The sequence below is a fragment of the Brevundimonas sp. genome (assembly GCF_024711105.1).
GTDB lineage: Bacteria > Pseudomonadota > Alphaproteobacteria > Caulobacterales > Caulobacteraceae > Brevundimonas.
Window position 1 is genome coordinate 21,983 of record NZ_JANJTL010000045.1, and the last position, 20,476, is coordinate 42,458.

At 70.4% G+C, this 20,476-nt stretch carries 28 protein-coding genes; 15 read left to right on the forward strand and 13 right to left on the reverse strand.

Features of this window, described 5'->3' with window-relative positions:
* The first annotated feature begins 52 nt into the window (after window positions 1-52).
* From Q0M60_RS03520 to lptB, 4 genes are read left to right on the forward strand one after another with little or no spacing between them, the layout of a single operon-like run.
* Window positions 53-667, forward strand: a complete 615-nt coding sequence (locus Q0M60_RS03520) for a ribonuclease D (protein ID WP_296815966.1) — start codon at window positions 53-55, stop codon at window positions 665-667.
* Window position 668: 1 nt separating this feature from the next.
* On the forward strand, window positions 669-1,361 hold the full coding sequence (lptC, locus tag Q0M60_RS03525) for an LPS export ABC transporter periplasmic protein LptC (RefSeq protein WP_296815968.1): 693 nt from the start codon (window positions 669-671) through the stop codon (window positions 1,359-1,361).
* Window positions 1,362-1,381: 20 nt separating this feature from the next.
* The gene (locus Q0M60_RS03530; RefSeq protein ID WP_296815971.1) at window positions 1,382-1,933 is read left to right on the forward strand and encodes an LptA/OstA family protein; all 552 of its coding nucleotides are present in this window, start codon (window positions 1,382-1,384) and stop codon (window positions 1,931-1,933) included.
* A 31-nt stretch (window positions 1,934-1,964) separates the two neighbouring features.
* Window positions 1,965-2,702, forward strand: a complete 738-nt coding sequence (gene lptB, locus Q0M60_RS03535) for an LPS export ABC transporter ATP-binding protein (protein ID WP_296816043.1) — start codon at window positions 1,965-1,967, stop codon at window positions 2,700-2,702.
* Here lptB and grpE read toward each other — a convergent pair.
* From grpE to Q0M60_RS03550, 3 genes are read right to left on the reverse strand one after another with little or no spacing between them, the layout of a single operon-like run.
* A complete protein-coding gene (grpE, locus tag Q0M60_RS03540) occupies window positions 2,699-3,319 on the reverse strand; it encodes a nucleotide exchange factor GrpE (protein WP_296815974.1) in 621 nt (206 codons plus the stop codon). The genes lptB and grpE overlap by 4 nt on opposite strands.
* On the reverse strand, window positions 3,316-4,389 hold the full coding sequence (hrcA, locus tag Q0M60_RS03545; RefSeq protein WP_296815977.1) for a heat-inducible transcriptional repressor HrcA: 1,074 nt from the start codon (window positions 4,387-4,389) through the stop codon (window positions 3,316-3,318). Before hrcA ends, grpE begins: the two co-directional genes overlap by 4 nt.
* Window positions 4,386-4,943, reverse strand: a complete 558-nt coding sequence (locus Q0M60_RS03550; RefSeq protein WP_296815980.1) for a GNAT family N-acetyltransferase — start codon at window positions 4,941-4,943, stop codon at window positions 4,386-4,388. Before Q0M60_RS03550 ends, hrcA begins: the two co-directional genes overlap by 4 nt.
* A gap of 51 nt (window positions 4,944-4,994) precedes the next feature.
* On the opposite strand from Q0M60_RS03550, the gene rph reads away from it, so the two are divergent.
* On the forward strand, window positions 4,995-5,708 hold the full coding sequence (gene rph, locus Q0M60_RS03555; protein WP_296815982.1) for a ribonuclease PH: 714 nt from the start codon (window positions 4,995-4,997) through the stop codon (window positions 5,706-5,708).
* Here rph and Q0M60_RS03560 read toward each other — a convergent pair.
* The gene (locus tag Q0M60_RS03560) at window positions 5,705-6,214 is read right to left on the reverse strand and encodes a prolyl-tRNA synthetase associated domain-containing protein (RefSeq protein ID WP_296815985.1); all 510 of its coding nucleotides are present in this window, start codon (window positions 6,212-6,214) and stop codon (window positions 5,705-5,707) included. The two genes, rph and Q0M60_RS03560, sit on opposite strands and share 4 nt — an antisense overlap.
* 45 nt (window positions 6,215-6,259) lie before the next feature.
* Between Q0M60_RS03560 and Q0M60_RS03565 the strand changes: the two genes are divergently transcribed.
* Complete coding sequence (locus Q0M60_RS03565; protein ID WP_296815986.1) at window positions 6,260-6,997, forward strand: DUF6065 family protein; 738 nt, start codon at window positions 6,260-6,262, stop codon at window positions 6,995-6,997.
* Here Q0M60_RS03565 and Q0M60_RS03570 read toward each other — a convergent pair.
* Both Q0M60_RS03570 and Q0M60_RS03575 read right to left on the reverse strand, forming a co-directional pair.
* Window positions 6,994-7,536: a hypothetical protein gene (locus tag Q0M60_RS03570; RefSeq protein WP_296815990.1), complete on the reverse strand. Its 543-nt coding sequence runs from the start codon at window positions 7,534-7,536 to the stop codon at window positions 6,994-6,996. The two genes, Q0M60_RS03565 and Q0M60_RS03570, sit on opposite strands and share 4 nt — an antisense overlap.
* Window positions 7,537-7,609: 73 nt before the next feature.
* Window positions 7,610-8,113 (reverse strand): S-type pyocin family protein, encoded by a 504-nt coding sequence (locus tag Q0M60_RS03575; protein WP_296815992.1) that lies wholly within the window; start codon window positions 8,111-8,113, stop codon window positions 7,610-7,612.
* 76 nt (window positions 8,114-8,189) lie between these two features.
* Here Q0M60_RS03575 and dut point away from each other — a divergent pair, with 76 nt between their 5' ends.
* Together dut and Q0M60_RS03585 are read left to right on the forward strand one after the other, a co-directional pair.
* Window positions 8,190-8,648, forward strand: a complete 459-nt coding sequence (dut, locus tag Q0M60_RS03580) for a dUTP diphosphatase (RefSeq protein ID WP_296815994.1) — start codon at window positions 8,190-8,192, stop codon at window positions 8,646-8,648.
* Between the two features lie 121 nt (window positions 8,649-8,769).
* Window positions 8,770-9,333, forward strand: a complete 564-nt coding sequence (locus tag Q0M60_RS03585; RefSeq protein ID WP_296815995.1) for an HNH endonuclease — start codon at window positions 8,770-8,772, stop codon at window positions 9,331-9,333.
* 3 nt (window positions 9,334-9,336) lie between these two features.
* Here Q0M60_RS03585 and Q0M60_RS03590 read toward each other — a convergent pair whose 3' ends face one another.
* From Q0M60_RS03590 to Q0M60_RS03610, 5 genes are read right to left on the reverse strand one after another with little or no spacing between them, the layout of a single operon-like run.
* A complete protein-coding gene (locus tag Q0M60_RS03590; RefSeq protein ID WP_296815998.1) occupies window positions 9,337-9,969 on the reverse strand; it encodes a hypothetical protein in 633 nt (210 codons plus the stop codon).
* 31 nt (window positions 9,970-10,000) lie between these two features.
* Window positions 10,001-11,053: a quinone-dependent dihydroorotate dehydrogenase gene (locus Q0M60_RS03595; RefSeq protein ID WP_296816000.1), complete on the reverse strand. Its 1,053-nt coding sequence runs from the start codon at window positions 11,051-11,053 to the stop codon at window positions 10,001-10,003.
* Window positions 11,050-11,391, reverse strand: a complete 342-nt coding sequence (locus tag Q0M60_RS03600) for a DUF952 domain-containing protein (protein WP_296816003.1) — start codon at window positions 11,389-11,391, stop codon at window positions 11,050-11,052. Before Q0M60_RS03600 ends, Q0M60_RS03595 begins: the two co-directional genes overlap by 4 nt.
* Window positions 11,388-11,879 (reverse strand): histidine phosphatase family protein, encoded by a 492-nt coding sequence (locus Q0M60_RS03605; RefSeq protein WP_296816006.1) that lies wholly within the window; start codon window positions 11,877-11,879, stop codon window positions 11,388-11,390. The genes Q0M60_RS03600 and Q0M60_RS03605 overlap by 4 nt, the downstream gene beginning before the upstream one ends.
* 9 nt (window positions 11,880-11,888) lie before the next feature.
* Window positions 11,889-12,653 (reverse strand): methyltransferase domain-containing protein, encoded by a 765-nt coding sequence (locus Q0M60_RS03610; protein WP_296816008.1) that lies wholly within the window; start codon window positions 12,651-12,653, stop codon window positions 11,889-11,891.
* A gap of 17 nt (window positions 12,654-12,670) precedes the next feature.
* Between Q0M60_RS03610 and gloB the strand changes: the two genes are divergently transcribed.
* Window positions 12,671-13,420, forward strand: a complete 750-nt coding sequence (gene gloB, locus Q0M60_RS03615; RefSeq protein ID WP_296816010.1) for a hydroxyacylglutathione hydrolase — start codon at window positions 12,671-12,673, stop codon at window positions 13,418-13,420.
* Between the two features lie 19 nt (window positions 13,421-13,439).
* On the opposite strand, the gene Q0M60_RS03620 is transcribed toward gloB, so the two are convergent.
* Together Q0M60_RS03620 and Q0M60_RS03625 are read right to left on the reverse strand one after the other, a co-directional pair.
* Window positions 13,440-14,249 (reverse strand): DUF4908 domain-containing protein, encoded by an 810-nt coding sequence (locus Q0M60_RS03620; RefSeq protein WP_296816013.1) that lies wholly within the window; start codon window positions 14,247-14,249, stop codon window positions 13,440-13,442.
* A 67-nt stretch (window positions 14,250-14,316) separates the two neighbouring features.
* On the reverse strand, window positions 14,317-15,042 hold the full coding sequence (locus Q0M60_RS03625; protein WP_296816016.1) for a beta-ketoacyl-ACP reductase: 726 nt from the start codon (window positions 15,040-15,042) through the stop codon (window positions 14,317-14,319).
* A gap of 252 nt (window positions 15,043-15,294) precedes the next feature.
* Between Q0M60_RS03625 and Q0M60_RS03630 the strand changes: the two genes are divergently transcribed.
* From Q0M60_RS03630 to Q0M60_RS03655, 6 genes are all read left to right on the forward strand, one after another.
* Window positions 15,295-15,978, forward strand: coding sequence for a hemolysin III family protein (locus Q0M60_RS03630; protein ID WP_296816019.1), 684 nt, complete (start codon window positions 15,295-15,297; stop codon window positions 15,976-15,978).
* Window positions 15,979-16,058: 80 nt separating this feature from the next.
* Entirely contained in the window at window positions 16,059-16,664 is a 606-nt protein-coding gene (gene phaR / locus Q0M60_RS03635) for a polyhydroxyalkanoate synthesis repressor PhaR (protein ID WP_296816022.1), read from the forward strand.
* On the forward strand, window positions 16,661-16,972 hold the full coding sequence (locus Q0M60_RS03640) for a hypothetical protein (RefSeq protein ID WP_296816024.1): 312 nt from the start codon (window positions 16,661-16,663) through the stop codon (window positions 16,970-16,972). The genes phaR and Q0M60_RS03640 overlap by 4 nt, the downstream gene beginning before the upstream one ends.
* Window positions 16,973-17,229: 257 nt before the next feature.
* Window positions 17,230-17,928 (forward strand): hypothetical protein, encoded by a 699-nt coding sequence (locus Q0M60_RS03645; protein ID WP_296816027.1) that lies wholly within the window; start codon window positions 17,230-17,232, stop codon window positions 17,926-17,928.
* A gap of 7 nt (window positions 17,929-17,935) precedes the next feature.
* Window positions 17,936-19,648: a CHAT domain-containing protein gene (locus tag Q0M60_RS03650; protein WP_296816029.1), complete on the forward strand. Its 1,713-nt coding sequence runs from the start codon at window positions 17,936-17,938 to the stop codon at window positions 19,646-19,648.
* The coding region (locus Q0M60_RS03655; RefSeq protein WP_296816032.1) for a caspase family protein at window positions 19,645-20,476 on the forward strand (832 nt) is incomplete at its 3' end. The genes Q0M60_RS03650 and Q0M60_RS03655, both read left to right, overlap by 4 nt.

Sequence of the window (20,476 nt, forward strand, 5' to 3'; positions counted from 1 at the left end):
ACCGGCGCCGTTCGTGTATAAGGACCCGACTCGAAAGAGGACCCGGCCTTACGTGACCACCTTCCTGCATGAGGGCGACCTGCCCGACGGACTGGACCTCGGTCCGGTCGTGGCGCTCGATTCCGAAACCATGGGCCTGCGCTTCCGGCGCGATCCGCTGTGCGTGGTCCAGCTGTCGTCCGGCGACGGCCACGCCCACGTGGTGCGGCTGAACCGGCCCGGCTACGACTGTCCGAACCTGAAGCGGCTGCTCACCGACCCGCAGGTGCTGAAGATCTTCCATTTCGCCCGCTTCGACGTCGGCATGTTCGCCCTGCACCTGGGGGTGACCACCGCCCCGATCTACTGCACCAAGATCGCGTCCAAGCTGGCGCGGACCTACACGGACCGGCACGGGCTGAAGGACGTGACGCGCGAGCTGCTCGGGATCGAGATGTCCAAGGTCCAGCAGAGTTCGGACTGGGGGGCGGCCGAGCTGTCGCCCGAACAGCTGGCCTATGCGGCCTCGGACGTGCTGCATCTGCACGAGCTGAGGGAAAAACTCGACGCCATCCTGGAGCGCGAGGGCCGCATGCCGCTGGCCCGTGCGTGTTTCGACTTCCTGCCGACACGCGCTTCTCTCGACCTGGCGGGCTGGGAAGATCAGGATATCTTCGCCCACGCCTGACATGACCGACACCCGCAACCCCGCTCCTTCGCTGCTCGAAGACCAGCCCGCCGACCTGGCGACGGTCCGGCGCGAGGATTCGCGGCGGGTGATCGAGGCCATGGAGCAGTGGCGCAGGCGCTCGCGTCTCATCCATTTCTTCCGCCGGGCCCTGCCCGTGGCGATCGGCCTGCTGCTCGTCGGCGTCGTCGGCTGGGTCGTGGCCCGCACGGTCCTGGCCGATATGGCGGACCGGGAGGCGCAGCGCGCCGAGGTGCGGATGACCAATCCGCGCTTCTACGGGCAGGATTCGCGCGGCCGCGCCTTCGTCCTCGGCGCTGCCGAGGCGGTGCAGGACCGCCGCCGGAACGGCCTGATCGACCTGACCCGCCCCGCCCTGCGACTGGACGCCACGGGCGAGCGCCCCACGGAGATCACGTCCCAGGACGGCGTCTATTCCGAGAGCGAACGCAGCGTGTCCCTTTCGGGACAGGTGCTGGTGATCGATGGCGGCTCCGGCTTCCGGTTCCGCACCGACGAGGCCCACATAGACACTGAGACAGGCGTGATCTCGGGTGACGCCCCGATCTCGGGACGCGGCCCTCTTGGAACCATCGACGCGTCGTCCTATGCCATCTACGATCAAGGCGCGCGGCTGGTCTTCGAAGGCGACGGCGACAACAAGGTCCGCGCCCTGATCAACACGACCGACTGAGGAATTCGAGGAACCGGGCGATGAGACTTGAAGGCCTGCCTCTGAAGCGCATCCTGACCGGCGCGGCCGTGGCCGCGACGGCGGCCGCCTTGCTGGGCGGCGCGGCGCTGGCCCAGATCGCCCGCGACGGCGGCCCCATCGCCATGGGCGCGGACCGGCTCGAGGTCATCGACGCCGAGGGCGTGCAGATCTGGTCCGGCCGCGCCGAGGCCGTGCAGGGCGAAAACCGCCTGCGCGCCGATGTGATCCGCGCCTTCCACGCGCGCCGCCAGGGCCCCTCGGCCCCCAACGACGCCCCGGGCTCGAACCTGCGTGGCGACATCGAGCGCATGGTCGCCACAGGCAACGTCTATTTCGTCACCCCGACCCAGGTCGTGCGGGGGGACGAGGCCACCTACACCCGCTCCACCGACACCATCGTGGTCACCGGCGACGTGATCCTGACCCAGGGCGAGAACGTCCTGACGGGCAGCCGCCTGACCGTCCAGGTCGCCTCGGGCCGCGCCACCATGGACGGGGCACCGACGGCCGCCGGCCAGCGCGTGCGCGGCGTCTTCTATCCGGACGAATAGGCCCGATCGCTTGACCGCCCAGCCCCTTCCCATGACCGACGGCGCCGCCGACCGCGAGGGGCTGTTCGTCGATTCCGTCGGCCGCTCGTTCAACGGGCGCGCCGTGGTCAAGAGCGTGTCCCTGCGCCTGCGCCGCGGCGAGGTCGCGGGCCTGCTGGGCCCCAACGGGGCTGGCAAGACCACCTGCTTCTACATGATCACCGGCCTGATACCGGCCGACTACGGCGCGATCTACCTGGACGGCGAGGACATCACCAACCAGCCGATGTACCAGCGCGCCCGCCTCGGGGTCGGCTACCTCCCGCAGGAAGCTTCGATCTTCCGGGGCATGACGGTCGAGGAGAACATCCTGTCGGTGGTCGAGCTGCGCGAACGCGACCGCCGCAAGGCCGCCGAGGACACCGAGAGGCTGCTCGAGGAGCTGCGCATCTCGCACCTCAAGAAGGCCTCGGCCATGGGCCTGTCGGGCGGCGAGCGTCGCCGCGTCGAGATCGCCCGCGCCTTGGCGTCGGAGCCCAGCTTCATGCTGCTGGACGAACCCTTCGCCGGCATCGACCCGCTGGCCATCGCCGACATCCGCGAGGTCATCGGCTACCTCGCCTCGCGCGGCATCGGGGTGCTGATCACCGACCACAACGTGCGCGAGACGCTCGACATCATCGACCGCGCCTCGATCATCCACGCCGGCGAAGTGCTGTTCGAGGGCTCGCCCTCGGAGATCATCTCGAACCCCGAGGTGCGCCGCGTCTACCTGGGCGAGGCGTTCTAAGCCTTGGTGTCAATCGACGCGCCGGACGCGTCCGAGCCTTCCGCGCCGTAGCCGCCCTTCGGGCCCGAGCCCTTGGCGGCGACCACGACCATGGCCGGGCGGATGGTGCGGCCGAACAGGACATAGCCCGGCTGGTAGGTCTGAAGCACACAGCCGCCCTGCACTTCGCTGGAAGGCTGCTCGGCCATGGCCTGGTGCACGTTCGGATCGAAGCGGTCGCCCGCCTGAGGCGCCACGCGGGTCAGGCCGTTGGATTCGAAGGCCTGCAGCAGCGACTTCTCGGTCATCTCCAGGCCGGTCACCAGGCCCTGGACCCCGGGGTCGGCGCTGCCGGCCGGCGCGGCGGCGAGCGCGCGCTGGAGATTGTCGGCCACCCCCAGCAGGTCGCGTGCGAAGCGCTGGATCGCGTAGGCCCGCGCGTCGTTGGCCTCGCGCTCGGCCCGGCGCCGGGTGTTCTCGGCATCGGCGACGGCCCTCAGCGCCTTGTCCTTCCACTCGTCGCGTTCGGCGAGGATGGCGTCGACATGGGCCAGGTCGTCGCCCGGGGCGGCGTCCAGACCGGCCTCGGCGTTCATCTCGGCGTCGGAGTCGAAGTCGGGATTATGGGTGTCGGTCACGTGTCTTGTCCGTCCAGCATGCGGCCCAGGACCCTGGCGGTGTAGTCCACCAACGGTATGACCCGGGCATAGTTCAATCGGGCGGGGCCGATTACGCCGATCGCGCCGACCACCCGCTGTCGGCCGGTCATATAGGGCGCCGCGACGACGGCGGAACCCGAAAGGGAAAACAATCGCGTTTCCGACCCGATGAAGATGCGCAGCCCCTGCGCCTCACGCACCCCGTCGAGCAGGCCGATCAGCTGCTCCTTCTGCTCAAGATCGTCGAACAGCATGCGCACCCGTTCGAGGTCTGCGAGCGCCGAAGGATCCTGAAGCAGGTTGGCGCGGCCACGGACGATCAGGGCCCGCTCCCGCGCCTCTCCGCCGGACCAGGCGGCCAAGCCGTCCTCGACCAGCCGGGCGGCGGTGGCGTCCAGGGCGGCGCGCGCCGCCTTCAGCTCCGCCGAGGCCTCGGCCTGGGCCTCCGCCAGGGTCCGGCCCTTCAGTCGTGCGTTCAGGAAGTTCGACGCCTCCTGCAGGCTCGACGGCGTCACCCCGGGCGACAGCCGCATGAGGCGGTTCTCGATGCCGCCGTCCTCGAAGACCAGGACGGCCAGCGCCTGGTCCGGTCCAAGCGAGACGAACTCGACGTGCTTGACCCCCGCCTCGCGGACCGGGGCGGCGTCGACGCCCGCCCCGCCCGCCAGGCCCGACAGCAGGTCCGACGCCGCCTCCAGCGCGTCCTCGAAGTTGCGGCCCCGTCCGGCCAGGCGCGCATCGACCTCGCGCCGCTCTTCCGACGACAGGTCCCCGATCTCGAGCAGGCCATCCACGAAGAGACGCAGGCCCGCGTGCGTCGGAATCCGTCCCGCCGAGGTGTGCGGCGCGGCGAGCAGACCCGCCTGGGTCAGGTCCTGCATGGTGTTGCGGATCGAGGCGGGCGACAGGTGCACCCCGCCCCGGGACACGGTGCGCGACCCGACCGGCTCACCGGTCTGCAGATAAGTCTCGACGATGCTGCGGAAGATGTCGCGGGCGCGCTGGTCGAGAGAGGCAAGGCTGGCGCTCTGGGACAGGAAGGCCGTCATGCGGCCAGGCGCCCTTCCCAGTCCGCGCGGGTCAGGCGGTGGACCAGGCAGTCGTCCTCGCCGTTGAACAGCCGGCGCCCCTCCGGCCGGAAGCCCAGCCGCTGATAGAAGCGATGCGCATCGACGTTGGAGTTCAGCGGATCGATGACCACGCCCTGCACGTCCGGATCGGCGAAGCAGGCGTCCAGCGCCTGGTTCATCATGGCCGTGCCGAAACCGCGGTTCAGGGCGTCGGGCTCGCCGATCCAGATGTCCAGCGCGCGCAGGCCCGGCTCGATCTCGCCCCAGTAGTGCGTCGGCTCCAGGTGCGGGTCGATCACCTGCATGGCCCCGATCGGCCGGCCGTCCGCCTCGGCGATCAGATAGAAGCTCAGCTCCCACGAGGTCTCGATCTCGTCCAGCCAGTCCGCGCCGGCGAAGGCCGTCTCCGCCTCCCGGTCGTCGGTGGTGCAGGCGATGACGTGCGGCTGCCGGTCCCAGGCGGCGAGCAGAACGGCGTCCTCGCGCGTCGCGCGGCGCAGGATGATCACGGGCTTGGGTGTGGCGGCGGTCACCTCGATAGGATAAGGCCCCCCACCTTCCCTTCAAGCCTCAGGACCGATTGCATGCGCCCGTCCGAACGCCAGCCCGACCAGATGCGCGCCGTGACCCTCGAAATCGGCGTCAACCGGTATGCCGAGGGCTCCTGCCTGGTCAGCTTCGGCCATACGCGCGTGCTGGTCACGGCCTCGGTCGAAGAGAGCCTGCCGTCGTGGCTGCGCGGCAAGGGCCAGGGCTGGGTCACGGCGGAATACGGCATGCTGCCGCGCGCCACCCACACCCGCGGCCGGCGCGAGGCCTCCGCCGGCAAGCAGTCGGGCCGCACCCAGGAGATCCAGCGCCTGATCGGCCGGTCCCTGCGCGCCGTGGTCGACCTCAAGGCGCTGGGCGAGCGCCAGGTGCTGATCGACTGCGACGTGATCCAGGCCGACGGCGGCACCCGCACCGCGGCCATCACCGGCGCCTGGGTCGCCATGGCCTCGGCGCTGAACTACCTGCGCGCCGAAGAGGTGCTGAAGGCGGACCCCATCCTCGATCAGGTCGCCGCGGTCTCCTGCGGGATCGTCGAGGGCCATCCGGTGCTCGACCTCGACTACGAGGAGGACTCCAACGCCGAGGCGGATTCCAACTTCGTCCTTACCGCCAAGGGCGGCATCGTCGAGATTCAGGCGACCGGCGAGAAGCGCGGCTTCTCCCGCGTCGAGTTCGACCAGCTCTTCACCCTGGCCCAGGGCGGCTGCGCCGAGTTGTTCCGGCTGCAGCGCGAGGCCCTGGCCTAGGCCACGACTTCGAGCGCCGCGAAGTCCACCACGATGGGCTCGACGCCGATCGCCTCCAGGAACCGGCGAAAGCCGGCCTGATCCACGCCGGTCGTGGCCGTATTGGTCAAAGGGTGGAAGGTCACCCGCTCGGCCTCCCACAGGCGGCGGTCGACCACGAAGGTCACCCACTTGTCCGCGTCGTTGATCAGGCCGAACGCGGTGACCGACCCCGGCGTCACGCCCAGGGTCTCGACCATCAGCTCGGCCGAGCCGAAGGACAGCCGGTCCGAGCCGATCACCTTGTGCAGCCGCTTGAGGTCGATCTCGGTGTCCTGCCGGGCCGAGATCAGCCACAGCCGGTCCTTCTTGTCCTTGAGGAACAGGTTTTTCGTGTGCGCGCCCGGCAACGCCGCCTTGAAGTCGTCGCCCTCGCCGACGCGGAACACCGCCGGATGATCAAGCGTCTTGTGGGCGATTCCCTGCTTTTCCAACCAGTCGAGGAAACTGTCGCGGTCGTGAGCCATGGTTCCGCTTTGACGCGCCGAGCCGGGCGGCGCTAGGGAAATCGCATGGAGCTTCTCTGCTATCCGATGAACAACCGCCCGCCCGAGATCGTGCCGGGCCGGGCCCAGCGGCGCTGGATGGACAACTTCTCCAACCGCCACCCCTACAAGTGTTTGCCGCTGACCATGGCCAACACCACAGGCTGGGAGATTCTCTCGCCGTGGGACGTCACCATCGAGTGGACCGGCGGTCCGCATCAGGAGGACATCACCTTCCGGTTCGACCGGCCGGTGCCTGACCAGGACCAGTTCGTCACCTCGCACTTCACTCAAGGCGTGGTGACCTTCCATCCCGGCTACATGTTCCGCACGCCGCCGGGCTGGGCCGTCTGGGCCTCAGGCCCACCCAACCACGTCAAGGACGGCATCCAGCCGCTGACCGGCCTGGTCGAGACCGACTGGCTGCCGTTTCCCTTCACCATGAACTGGATCTTCACCCGCCCCGGCCGCGTGAAGTGGGAGCGGGGCGAGCCCTTCTGCTTCATCACCCTGATGGAGCATCGCCGCATGGACCAGGTCCAGCCGGTCCAGCGCTCCCTGACCCAGGAGCCGGAGCTGCTGCACCAGTTCGAGACCTGGAACCGCGAGCGCACCGGCTTCAACCGGCGGCTAATGGCCGGCGATCCCGACACCATGCGCGAGGCCTGGCAGCGCTTCTACTTCAAGGGCGAGATCCCCGAGGAGGGCCCGGCGCCTGCCGAACACGTCAACAAGCGCCGGCTCAAGCCCATCCGCTTCACCTAGTAGGCGGAGGCGGGCCGGACCACGCGCGGGCCGAGGTTGGCCAGAATCTCCCGCGCGTCGAACGCGTGGCGGTCAGGCGGCGGCGCGCCTTGGCCCATGACGATCTCGGCGCGCGCCTCGTAGCGGCTGACCTCGCGGACATCCATGCGCGACCCCCAGGGATCCCATGGCGACCAGTAACCCCGGCGGTAGAATCGCCAGCTCGGGCCCCAGTAGCGCCCGTAGCCGCCCGCGAACCACGGGTCCGGATCGGCGTAGTAGCGCGTGTCGCGGTCCGTTGCGCGATACTCGGTGGCGAACCAGTCATAGCCGCTCTGCAGGGTCAGTTCGGCGGCCCGGTACAGCAGGTACATCTCCACCGTGTCCCGGCTGGTGAGGGAGTTGCCCGAGAACTCGACCGCCCAGCGGTCCTGCTGCAGGCGCATTTCGGAATAGCCGCCGCGCTGGCCGCCATAGCCCTCGGGCGCATAGGTGGTGGCCGTGGCGCAGGCCGAGACCGCCAGGGCGGCGGCCGCCACGGCGGCGAGAATGGGTCTCATCGTTGGACCTCCGGAAAAGGGTTCGAACCTGAGAATATTAACCCAGGCTCGCCCAAGGCGTTCCGGAATCGTCTCAGCCCTCGCCGTCGCCCCTGTCGAGGCTGGCCTGCTGCTGAGCCCAGTAGGCGGCCCCGTCGTCCGGCTTGAACATGGTGCGCGGCGCTCCGTCCGCCGTGGCCACGGCGAAGGTGTTCGAGGCCGCGTGGTAGAACAGGGTGTCGCCGTTGCGGCGGCGGACCGTCTCGGTGCCCGGCGGAGGGCTGGAGATGAACGCGTGCGCCTGGCGGACATAGGCGTCCACATCGGCCGCGCCGAAGGCCTGGCCGTTCCGCTCGAAGGCGCGCTGGGCGTTCTGCTCCGCCGTGTAGCGCCGCGTCGAGGACCAGATCGGCGCGCCGCGCGCCGCCTCGCGGCCGCCCCCGGCCGCCGGGGTCGGCGCCGATGCGTCAACGGCCGCACCCTCCGCCGATGCGGCCTCGGCCTCCCGATCCCGCGTCTCGACGGCCGAGCCGCCGTTGCCGCAGGCCGCCAGCCAGATTCCCGTGACGGCGATCGCCGCCGCTTGCCTGATACGCATCCTCATCCCTCCAGCCCCCATGTTTTCCTTCGACTTACCGGTCGGGGCCGCTAAGCCTTGTCCGAAGGAGATTCCCATGACCATCGACGTGCGGTTGAAGCGGCTCGACCACGCCGAGGGGCTGCCGCCGCCGGCCTATGAGACGTCGGGCTCGGCCGGCATGGATCTGCGCGCCGCCGTCGACGAGGGGGCGCCGGTGACCCTGCCCCCGGGCGGCCGGGCGCTTATCCCGACCGGCCTGGTTCTAGGATTGGCCGAGGGGTTCGAGGCTCAGGTCAGGCCCCGTTCGGGCCTGGCGCTGAAGTTCGGGGTCACCTGCCTAAACACGCCCGGCACCATCGACAGCGACTATCGCGGGGAGGTGGGGGTCATCCTCGCCAACCTGGGCTCGGAGCCCTTCACGGTCCGGCGCGGCGACCGGATCGCGCAACTTGTGGTCGCGCCCGTTACCCAGGCCCGGCTGGTCGAGGTCGCCGAGCTGGACGCCACCGACCGCGGCGCCGGGGGATTCGGCTCGACCGGCGTGACGTCATAGGACTGTGAGCGAATCACGCGTAGGCTAGTTGTAGAGGCGGCCTATCGGGGCCCTCTCCAGTTCGAGCGAAGCGGGGGCGTGTCTTCAGTCCTGTCGACTTGAGCCTTTCGGACCGCAGCCCATGCAGGTCCTGACGCGGCCCCCGTCCGGCTGGCCGGCGTTGGTCCTCAACGCCGATTTCCGGCCCCTGTCCTACTATCCGCTATCGCTGTGGTGCTGGGAGGACGTGGTCAAGGCGGTCTGGCAGGACCGGGTCGACATCGTCTCGACCTACGACAAGGTCGTCCGCTCGCCCTCGATGGAGTTCCGCCTGCCGAGCGTCGTCTCGCTCAAGGCCTTCGTGCCCCAGGACCGGTCGCCCGCCTTCACCCGCTTCAACCTGTTCCTGCGCGACCAGTTCACCTGCCAGTACTGCGGCCTGAACGGCGGGGACATGACCTTCGACCATGTAACCCCCCGCTCGCGCGGCGGCCGGACCACCTGGGACAACATCGTCACGGCGTGTGCGCCCTGCAATCTCAGGAAGGGCGGCCGCACGCCCGCCGAGGCTCAGATGCCGCCCCGGCGCGAGCCCCGCAGACCGACCGCCCATCAGCTCCAGGCGCTCGGCCGCCGCTTCCCGCCGCACTACCTGCACGAGAGCTGGCTGGACTATCTCTACTGGGATATCGAACTAGAGCCGTAGGGTTCAGTAGAAGGCGCCGCGCGGTTGGGCTCCCTGGGCGCGGGCGATGTCCTCGCGGACCTGTCGGGGATCGCGGACCGGGGCGGTGGGCTGGGGCGGATGCGGCGCGCGCGGCGGCTCCATCCGATACTCCCGCGGCGGTTCCGGTCGCCGGTAGGCCACCTCTCGCGGCGGTGGCGCGGCCTCGCGATACGCGTCGCGAAGGGCGTCCCGCGACGCGTATCTGACCTCGCGTTCCTCGCGCCTCACGTCGTAGGGCTCCGAGCGGCGATAGGCGTCGTCCCGGTCCCGCGTCTCGATGCGCACGACATAGGCCGGCGGCAGGTCGTCGGGCGGCGAATAGCTGGCGGGGCGGGCCTCCGCGTCCATCCTGGCGAAGGCCGCGTCCCAGGCCGCCTCGAACTCCGCGAAGGGGTCGCGCTCGGCTTCGGGATAGAGCGGCGGCGGCGCCCACGACGGATAGGCTGGGGCGGAAGCGAAGGCGCCCTCGTCCGACAGGGCGTGTATGACGGGGGTCTCGAAGGCTTCCCATACGGGCGGCACGCGCAGCTGCGTTCCGGCGATGGCTCCGAAGCCGCCGGCGACGACCGAGCCGCAGGCGGCGATGGCGATCAGGCTGGTGTCCAGGCTCGGCATGCGAACCCGAACGCGGAGCGAGCCGGTCGGTTCAGTCGGCGCCCACCGCCGCCTCGACCGAATTGAAGCCGTCGGCCCTCAGACGCGTGGCCAGATCGCGCTTGATCCGGCCGACCAGGCCCGGGCCCTCGAACACCAGGGCCGAGTAAAGCTGCACGGCCCGGGCGCCGGCCCGGATCTTGGCGTAGGCGTCGGCCCCGCTGGCGATCCCGCCCACGCCGATCAGGGCCGGGCCGGTCGGTCCGCCAGCCTGCCGGAACCAGCGCAGGACCCGGGTCGAGGCCTCCTTCAGCGGCGCGCCGGACAGACCTCCGGTCTCACCCGCGTGGGCCGACCTCAGGGACGCCGGCCGATCCAGCGTCGTGTTGGAGACGATGATCCCCTCGATCGCATGCCGCCGGCAGGCCTCGGTGATGATCTCGGCGTCGGCCTCCTGCAGGTCGGGCGCGACCTTGAGGAACACCGGCGCCGGAGGCCCCGTCAGAGCGGAGCGCGCCTCCGCCACCCGGCCCAGCAGATCGTCGAGCGCCTCGGCAGACTGCAGCGCCCTCAACCCCGGCGTGTTTGGCGAGGAGATGTTCACCGCGAAATAGTCGGCCAGCCCCCACAGCCGCTTCAGCCCAACGACATAGTCGCCGGTGCGGTCCTCGGAATCCTTGTTGGCGCCGAGATTCACACCCAGCACGCCGCGCCGCGGCCGCCGCGTCAGGCGCCCAGCAAAGGCCTCCAGCCCCTCGTTGTTGAAGCCCATGCGGTTGATCACCGCCCGGTCCTCGGTCAGGCGAAACAGGCGGGGCCTGGGATTGCCCGGCTGGGGCCGAGGCGTGACCCCGCCGCATTCCACGAAGCCGAAGCCGAGGTCCAACAGGGCGTCCGGCGCCCTCGCGTCCTTGTCGAAGCCCGCCGCCAAGCCGACCGGATTGGCAAGCCTCAGTCCGCAAAGATCGACGGCCAGCACAGGATCGTCCGAGGCGCGCTGGCGCGGACCGAGACCGAGCTCCAGGCTCTTCAACGCCAGTCCGTGCGCCGTTTCCGGATCGAGGGTCCGCAGCAGGACCGTTGCGGTGTCGGACAGGACGCTCATCCGCCGATATCGGCCAGGGCCGAGGCGTCGGCGTCGACCTCCAACGGCCTCACCTCGATGACGGCCATCGCCGGCAGGGGACCATAGAGGTGCGGAAACAGCGCCCCGCCCCGCGATGGCTCCCAGACCGGCGGCGGGTCGAGCCGGTCGGCGTCGACCGTGACCAGGACGAGGTCCGTCCGCCCGGCGAAGTGCAACTGCGCAGTCCGGCGGACCTGGTCAGCGTCCGAGAAGTGAATGAAGCCGTCCCTGCGGTCGAGTTCGGAGCCCGAATAGGCCCCGTCCGCCTCGGCTCGCCGCCACTCCTCGGCCACGCAAATCTTGTAGATTCGCCTCATCCCAGGTCACCGGGCTGGATGAAGTCCTCCAGGCTGGCCTGGCCGCCGGCGTCGATGACGAAGACGGCGGCGGCTGCCGGCTCCAGCCCGCCGGCCACGCGCTCGAACGCGGCGGGCTCGGCCGACTCGGCCGCAAGTTCGACGGTCAGCCGGTGCAGGCCTGGATTGTGGGCGATCAGCAGGACGACGCCGGCGCGGTCCGCCACGGCCTCGACCGCCGCCCGCAAGGTCTCGGCGGCCGCGTTGTAGAGACCCGGATCGACCACAAGTTCGGCGTCGCCGAACCAGGCGCTGGCTCCGTCCCACGTCTGACGCGCGCGCGTGGCCGAGGACACGAGCGCCAGGTCGGGCCGGAAGCCGCGACTTGCCAGGGCCTCGCCCATGGCTCGTGCGTCCGCCTGTCCGAGCGCAGTCAGTCTCCGGCCTATATCGCCGGTGGCGCTCGAGGGCTCCGCCTCGGCGTGGCGCATCAGGATCAATCGCCGCATGCGCCCTCGCTAGTCGGCTTCCATCGCTTCGTCCATGCGCACCGGCTCGGGCGCGCCGCGTCCGGCCGCCTGGGGAGTGAGCACGGCCGACAGCCGATCCGCCGCCGTCACCGCAGCGGCCTTGGGCCGGAGCGCATAGGTCGATTTCACCGCCTCCAGCAGCACGACCCCCGAAAGACCTGGCGCCAGAAGGCCTCCGACCGTCTCGAACAGGTCCGCTGCGCCGGCCAGCCGCGACCAGGGCGGGGTGAACAGGGCGTGGGTGCGCGCGAAGGGGTCCAGCTCGGCCTCTCCGACCAGCCGCTCGAGCTGGCCCAGCGTATAGGGGCGGCCATGCCCGAACGGCGTCGACTCCGCGCGGGCCCACAGCCCTCCGCGATGCGCCACGACCAGGATCAGCCGCCCGGACGGCGCCAGGACCCGCCCGAGTTCGCGCACCAGCGCCGCGGGATCGCCGGCCTCCTCGAGCGCGTGCACGGCCAGGACCCGATCGAAACAGCCGGTCGGAAACGGCAGGCCGGTCTCATCCACCAGGCAGGTCCGCGAGCGGGGGTTGGGCCAGGATTCCGCGCCCTGCCCGCCCGGCATGGCGGCCAGCGCCCGGCGGGCGGTGTCCATCGTTTCCAGCCAGGGCGGGGCATAACCCACGCCCAGCACATCGAGACTGGCGGTCGAGCCCCAGGCGTCCGCCAGCTTGGCGGCGATCATCCGCGCGGCGACGCAGCCGAGGGGAGTCTCGTAGAATCGCCGGACTTCGCTGACCTCGCGCCGCATCGGGCTATATAGAGCAGATGAGCCTCGACATCCGCCAGTTTCCCTGTCTCTCGGACAACTACGGCTTCCTGGTCCGAGACGCCGCGACCGGCCAGGTCGCGACCGTCGATACGCCCGACGCCGAGGCGATCCTGCACGAACTGGAGGGTTCGGGCTGGGGCCGTCTCGACCTCATCCTCAACACCCACTGGCACCCGGATCACGCGGGCGGCAATGAGCGCCTGAAGTCCGAGACAGGCTGCCAGATCGTCGGCCCAGCCGAGGTCCGCCGCATCGCCCCGCTCGACCGCGATGTTTCCGGCGGAGAAACGGTCCAGCTGGGCGACACCGATTTTCAGGTGTTGCCCGTCGGCGGCCATACGCTCGGCCACATCGCCTATTGGTCTGCGGAGAACAGCGCCGCATTCGTGGGCGACACCCTGTTCGCCATGGGCTGCGGCCGCCTGTTCGAGGGCGACCCCGGCCAGATGTGGGCCAGCCTCAAGCGCCTGTCGGACCTTCCATCCGAGACCCGTCTCTACTGCGCCCACGAATACACGGCGGCCAACGCCCGTTTCGCCCTGTCGGTTGACCCTGATCCTGCGGTGAGGGCCCGCGCCGACCAGGTGTTCGCGGCCCGTGAGCGCGGCGAGCCCACCGTTCCCACGACCGTCGCGCTGGAACAGGCGACCAACCCCTTCCTGCGCGCGCCCCTCCTGCGTCCGGACCTGGAAACCGTCGAAGCTTTCGCCGCGATCAGAGCGGCCAAGGACAGCTTCTCCAGCTGAACGCTCCGCCGGAATCCGGTCACGGCATCAGGGCGCGCATCACCCGGGCGGAGGAGGGCCGGCCCGCGGGGCCGAGGCGGGGGGCGACGGTTATGATCAGACGCGAGCCAGTCCGCGACACGCCCGGGCTGCTGCCGAACACGATCTGGATCTCGCGCAGACCGTTGAGCCGCTCGTGGCCCGTCTGGGTCTGCGCGAGGCGGACGATGCCGTCGACGGCCACCGTCACCGCGTCACCGACGATGGCGGCGGATTCGTCGCTGACCTCCTGGGCCTCGATGAACAGCCGGTCTTCCATGGCCGACCCGCCGCGGGCGGTTTCGCGCAGCATGTGCCGGAACAGGCTGGTCACGCTGTGGTCCTGCATCCGCAGGGGCCGCGCGGCGCCCGCGACTGCGCAGGGCAGGCCACCCGGCGATTGCCGCGTGTAGAGCGTCAGGCCGCCGAGCCGAGTCTGGCGCAACACGACCTCGCCGACGTCATTGCGGTAATAGACGTCGCCACGGACCCCGGCCGACGGCCGCAAGGCCCAGATCTCGTTCGAGCCGTCGAAACGCAGGAGCGGCCGCGCGCCCGACTGATCCAGTGTGAAGGCCGGACCGCCCTGGCTGGTGAATCGCGCCACCGCGGGCGCCTCGTCGCGTCCGTCGCGGCCGAACAGTCGGTCCCTGAAGGAGGGGGAATCCTGACTGATCGAAAGCACGAAGGTGGCGCGGATCTCCACCAGCCGGTCGCGGGCGTAGGCAGGCGCAGGCGCGAGCCATCCGCCGCACTGGCAGGCGACGGCCATCGCCGCCAGCGCCGCGATTATCCGAACCCGGTCAAGCATCGGACTTGCCATTGAACCGCCAGCTTGGCGGATTTGCGGCGACAAACCGCGCGCTTGGAGGCCGCGCCTAGCCCACCATGTACTGGCCGCCGTTGAGCGACAGGGTGCAGCCCGTGACGAACCCGGCCCGGTCGCCGGCCAGCCAGCTGACCATGTCTGCGATCTCCTCGCCCTTGCCGAGCCGGCCGACGGGGATCTGCCCCACGATGCCGGCCAGGACCTTCTCGTCCATCGCGCCCACCATCTCGGTGTCGATATAGCCGGGGGCGATGCAGTTCACCGTGATGCCCTTGCGCGCGTTCTCCAGCGCCAGGGCCTTGGTGAAGCCGATCATCCCGGCCTTGGCCGCCGAATAGTTGGTCTGGCCCATCTGGCCCTTCTGGCCGTTGATCGAGCTGATGTTGATGATCCGGCCGAAGTTGCGCTCGCGCATGCCCTCGATGACCTGGCGGGTCATGTTGAAGACGGAGTCCATGTTCACGCGGATGACATCCGACCACTGGTCCTTGGACATCTTGTGGAAGAACCCGTCGCGGGTGATCCCGGCGTTGTTGACCAGAACGTCGACCGGGCCGAGCTCGGCTTCGACCTCCGAGACGGCGCGCTGGCAGTCCTCGAAGGAGCCGACATTGCCCTTGATGACCATCACGCCCAGTTCGCGCGCGGTGGCCTGGGCGGCCTCCTCGTTTCCGGAATAGCCGGCGGCGACCTTCAGGCCGTCGGCTTTCAGCCGCTCCACGATCGACTTGCCGATGCCGCGCGTCCCGCCGGTGACCAGGGCCACTCTCGTCATGTGCTGATTTCCTCTCCGCCGGGCCGTGCCGCCCGTTGCCGATCCCGGTTCTATGCGCACAGGACGGTCGCGTCACCCCGGCCGGATGACAGACGCGGGCTGTTGCGATTCCGCCGCACCTCGCGCGCTTCGTCGCGGATCGCCGCCGAACGCGGCCCCGTTCATCGAATATGCAGCTCCCCCGCGTACCGTGACCGGAACCTCAACCCAAACCTCGCCGTTCGGCAGGTCATGAGAAAGGTAGGCGCGTACGTGTTCCGTCGGATCTGCGAACCAGACGAACTGGACATGATCGAGCACTACCCGACGCGGGCCGAACGGGTCGCCGACTCCTGGGTCCACGCCATCGCCCTGATGCTGGCGGCCATCGGCGGAGTCGTCCTGGCCTGGATCTCGGCCGCCAACGGCGGCCCGTCCATGGTGCTGGCCACGGCCGTCTACGCCATCTGCCTGATCGGCATGCTCGCGGCCTCGACGGTCTACAACCGCTCCAGGCCCTGCGCCGCCCGGCCAATCCTGCGCCGGCTGGACGAAGGCGCCATCTTCCTGATGATCGCCGGTTCCTACACGCCGTTCACGACCCAGAGGTTCGAGGACCCCGCCTGGGCCGTCGGCTTCACCGCGCTGGTCTGGCTGCTGGGCCTCGGCGGCGCGATCGGCAAGATCTTCGCGCCGCGCCTGAACGACACCTTCTGGGGTGTCGTCTACGCCCTGTTCGGCTGGCTGGCCGTGCTGGCCATCAAACCTCTGACCGAAGGCCTGTCGCCGCTGGCCCTGACGCTTCTGGTGGCGGGCGGTCTGATCTACACCCTGGGCGTGCTGATCTTCATCAAGCAGGCCCTGCCGTTCCGGCGGGCCATCTGGCACGGCTTCGTGGTGGCCGGCGCTGGCGTGCACTACGCGGCTGTCCTGGTCGGGGTGGTCCTGGTTTCCTGAGGCCATGTTGCGCCGCACTGGCGCTCGCCTCGCGCATGCAGGATACTCCGGCCACCGAAGTCTGAGCGGGGAACCCCAGCGTGGCTGAATCCGAAAACGGCGCCGACAAGAGTTCCGGCGACCGCGTGGTCATCAAGAAGTACGCCAACCGCCGCCTCTACAACACCGCGACCAGCGCCTACGTCACCCTCGACAACCTCGCGGCCATGGTGCGCGAAGGGGTGGATTTCGTCGTCTATGACGCCAAGTCCAACGAGGACATCACCCGCTCGGTCCTGGCCCAGATCATCTTCGAGGAGGAGAGCAAGGGCGAGAGCCTGTTGCCCATCCAGTTCCTGCGCCAGCTGATCGGCTTCTACGGCGACAGCATGCAGGCGGTCCTGCCCAGCTACCTGGAGATGTCGCTCGACAACTTCACGCGCCAGCAGGAGCAGTTCCGCAAGCAGTTCGCCCAGACCTTCGGCGGGACACCCGGCGCGGGCCTGTTTGACGAGCAGGTGCGCCAGAACGTGGCCATGTTCGAGCGGGCCATGAAGATGTTCACGCCCTTCGCCTACGCCCCGCCACCGGCGGCCGCCAAGCCCGAGCCGGCGCCCGAGGCCCAGGCCGACGCGCTGGCCGAGATGCGCCGCCAGATGGCCGAGATGCAGGCCCAGCTCGAGCGCCTGTCCAAGGCCGGCCAGTGAGCGAACGGCGCGGCTCCGACCGGCGGCGCTCCGATCGGCGTGGGCCGCCGGAAGACAGCCGCGCCCTCGTGCCTGTGACGGCCGCCAAAGCCGACAAACCGGACAAACCGGACAAGGCGGGCCCCGCCGAGCCCCGGCCCGATCCCGCCTTCGAGGCGCAGCGGCTGGGACAGCCGGGGGTCAAGCGCGGCCTGAAGGGTGGGCAGGAAGTGCTCGATCAGGCGCGTTCGACCTATCTCCGCTCGGAATATTCCGGCTCGGCCGAGCGCCGGCCTGCGCCGGGAAAGACCACCAAGACCGAAATCTGAGGCGCGAGGGCGCTGGCCCGGTCCTTGCTTGCCTGACGGGCTCCGAACGAGCTTTGCCCGGGTCGCAAGTCCATGTCCGCCGTCCTGACCTTCGCCTCTCGCGCCTTCGACACCCTGGTGGTGGCGTTGATCTTCGTCGCCTTCGGCTAGAAGGGACCGTCAGCTTCGAAAAGTCGATCCCCCCGGCCCGACCCGGCTAGAACGCGGGTTGGCGGTCCCCGGCGGCCGTGATTAGCTGGCGCAATGGGGGCTTTCCGATGCGCATAGAACGGTTTGCGGCTGTGGCCCTGCTCCTGGCGGCGACCCCTGCGCTTGGCCAGGAAACGCGCTCCGCGAACGCAGAGGCGGGCCCGGCGACCGCGCCGCCGGAGGCCCGCGCGGTGGACCAGCTCGTCACCGCCGCCCGTCTGGCGGACTGGGGCCGGCGCAACGGCGATTCACAGGCGCTCATCGTCGCGGCGCGGATTATCGGCGAGATTCCGCTTCGCCCCGACACGATCGAGGGCCGTAGCGAAGGCGGCCAGCCCTCCGAACGGGCCGATCCTGGCCAGCCCTCGATCCAGGGCCTGCTGGATCGGGCCCGCACGCTGGCTGACGGGGATGGCGACACGCTGGACCAGATCGACGCGGCGCGCGCCGCCGCCGCCCGGGGTGTGGTCAACTCCGCCTTCGGGCGCGGGCCGATCTACGCCGTGCGCGACATCGAGGCCCAGGCCACCTACTGGTTCCGGCTCGACGCCCGTGGCGGCGAGGTGCTGCGCGTCGCCGCCGTCGGCGATGGCGACACCGACATCGACATGATTATCCGCGACGAGTTCGGCGAGGAGGTCTGCCGCGACACGGCCTATGACCACTATCCGGTCTGCACCTTCGTACCGGCCTTCTCGGGCCGCTTCCGCGTCGACATCATCAACCGTGGCCGGGTCTGGACGCGCACCCAGATCCTCAGCAACTGAGGCCCGGATGCGCGCCTGGGGCGTCCTTTCCCTCATCCTGGCCCTGGCCCTTGCGCCGCTCGCCGAGGCGCGCCGGTCGCCCAACGACGCGGCTCACCTGAGAGACGAGGCCTTCGAGGCCGCCCAGTGGGCCATGACCTCCGAGGCCGCCGAGGCGTTGGCGCGCATGTCGGCCCGCTTCGCCCAGGGGGACGACGCCATCGCAGCCCTGGCCGAGGAGCGCGAGGCGCTGATCGCGCGCCGCGACCGGCTCGAACGCCAGACCGAACAGGTCAACCAACTTGAGGGCCCCGACCGCGATCAGCGCCGGGCCGAGGCGGCGACGGATTATGGCCGGGTCCTCGCCCGACTGCGCGAGATCGACGCCGAGATCGACACCCGCTTCCCCGCCTATGGCGAGCTGACCAGCCCACGGGCGCTCGACGTGGCGCGCACCCAGGCCTTGCTCAATGAGGACGAGGGCCTGCTGCTGGTCCTGGTCAATCGCGACGCCGCCTATGTCTGGGCTGTGACGCGCGAGCAGGTCGCCTGGGCGCGGGCGGCCGATCTCGGCGAGGCCGAGGTGACGCGCGTGGTCGCCCGGTTGCGCGAGAGCCTGACCGCCGAGGCCTCCCGCGGCCAGCCCTATATAGACCCCAGCCAGATCCAGGCCGGGCGCGGCTTCGACCTCTTCGAGGCGCACCGGCTCTATGATCGGCTGATCCGTCCCGTCGAGCCGGCGCTCGCCGGCAAGACGACCCTGATCACCGTGACCACGGGCGCGCTCAGCACCCTGCCGCTCTCGGTTCTGATCACCGAACCGCCGACCGCGCCGGACACCAGCGCGGCGGCCCTGGCGGCTTCTCCCTGGCTGATCGACCGCTACGCCCTGGCAAGCCTTCCCGCCGTCTCGAGTCTCGAGGCGCTGCGCTGTCACCTCGCTGCGCCGGGGCGCCGGCACCCCGGATGCGGCGGCGGGGCCGACGGCTCGGCACGAACCGCCACGCGCGAGCCTGGCCCGACACTGGCGGCCTTCGGCGCGCCCACCCTGGCCGGGCGGGTCGAGCCGGCGACCCGCGGCTCTCCCGGCACGGACACCGTCTTCACCGAGGAGGGCGGCCTGGCGGACGTCGAGCGCCTGCGTCGTCTGCCGGCCCTGCCAGGCTCACGCGACGAACTCGGAGCGCTGTCGGCCCGTTTCCCCGACGCCCTGATCCGCATGGGGGACGCCGCCACCGAGCGCGCCGTTCGCTTCGAGGATCGCGAAGCGCTCTCTCGCGCCCGCTACGTCGTCTTCTCGACCCACGGTCTGCTCGCCGGCGAGGCGGCCGGGCTGGGCGAGCCCGGGCTGGTCCTGACGCCGCCGCAGGAGGCGGGCCCCACGGACGATGGCTATCTGGCCGCCTCGGAGGCCGCGCAGCTGGAGCTGTCCGCCGACTTCGTGGTGCTGTCGGCCTGCAATACGGCCGCGTCGGATGGTCGACCCGGCGGCCAGGGCCTGTCCGGTCTTGCCCGGGCCTTCTTCTACGCCGGGGCGCGTTCGATGCTGGTGTCCCACTGGGCGGTCAGCGACCGCGCCACCAGCCGGCTGATCACGGAAACCTTCGAGGCCATGGACGATGGGGACTTCGGTGGCCACGCCCGGGCGCTCCAGCATGCCATGCGCGAGGTCCGGTCCAACCGCGCCTGGGCGCACCCGGCCTATTGGGCGGCCTTCACCCTGGTCGGAGAGGCGGCGTGAAGCTTCGGCTGGCCGCCCTTGCCGTCGGGCTTGCGGCCATGGTCGGCGCGGCCGAGGCGCAGGAGAGTCCGCGCATCCGCGGTCTGATCGTCGGGGCGTCCGGCTATGCGGAGGGCGGTCTGGGGCTGGCTCCCCTGTCTGGTCCACGCAACGACGCCCTGCTCATGGCGGATTTCCTGACCGAACGGGGGGCGGCCCGGGCTGACCTGATCCTTTTGACCGAGGGCGCGGACGTCGCCGAATATCGTCCGTCGGCGGCCTTGGCGCCGGACGGCCCCGCGTCTCGCGAGGCCATCAGCGCGGGATTTCGCCGGCTGGCGCAGGAGGCGCGGCCTGGCGATCAGGTGGTCATCCTCCTGTCTGGCCACGGCTGGCGGCAGTTGGAGCGGATCGAAGGTTCAGAACCGGACGGGCTCGATGAGGTGTTCCTGCCGGTGGATTACGGCCCGGTCGCGCCTGGCCACGACATCGATGCGGGCGACCGGGTTCCGGGAGCCCTGAGCGACGACGAGATCGGCGGCTGGATCGACGCGATCCGCGATCGTGGCGCGGATGTCGTGCTGATCGCCGACTTTTGCCACGCAGGCGATTCCGCCCGCGGCGAGCCGGAACTCTCGGGCAGGGGCCGGGAGTCGCGCCTGGACCCCGTCGCCGACCGGCGGGGCGCCTACACCGCCTTCTTCGCGGCCCCGGCTGACGGCCGCGCGATGCAGGGGCTGGCGCCCATCTGGGCGCCGCGAGAGGCGCGCGCCGCTCACGGCCTGCTCACCGTCTATACGGTCGCCGCGCTTCGCGACCCGGCCGTCGCCACCTACGCCGACGCCGCGG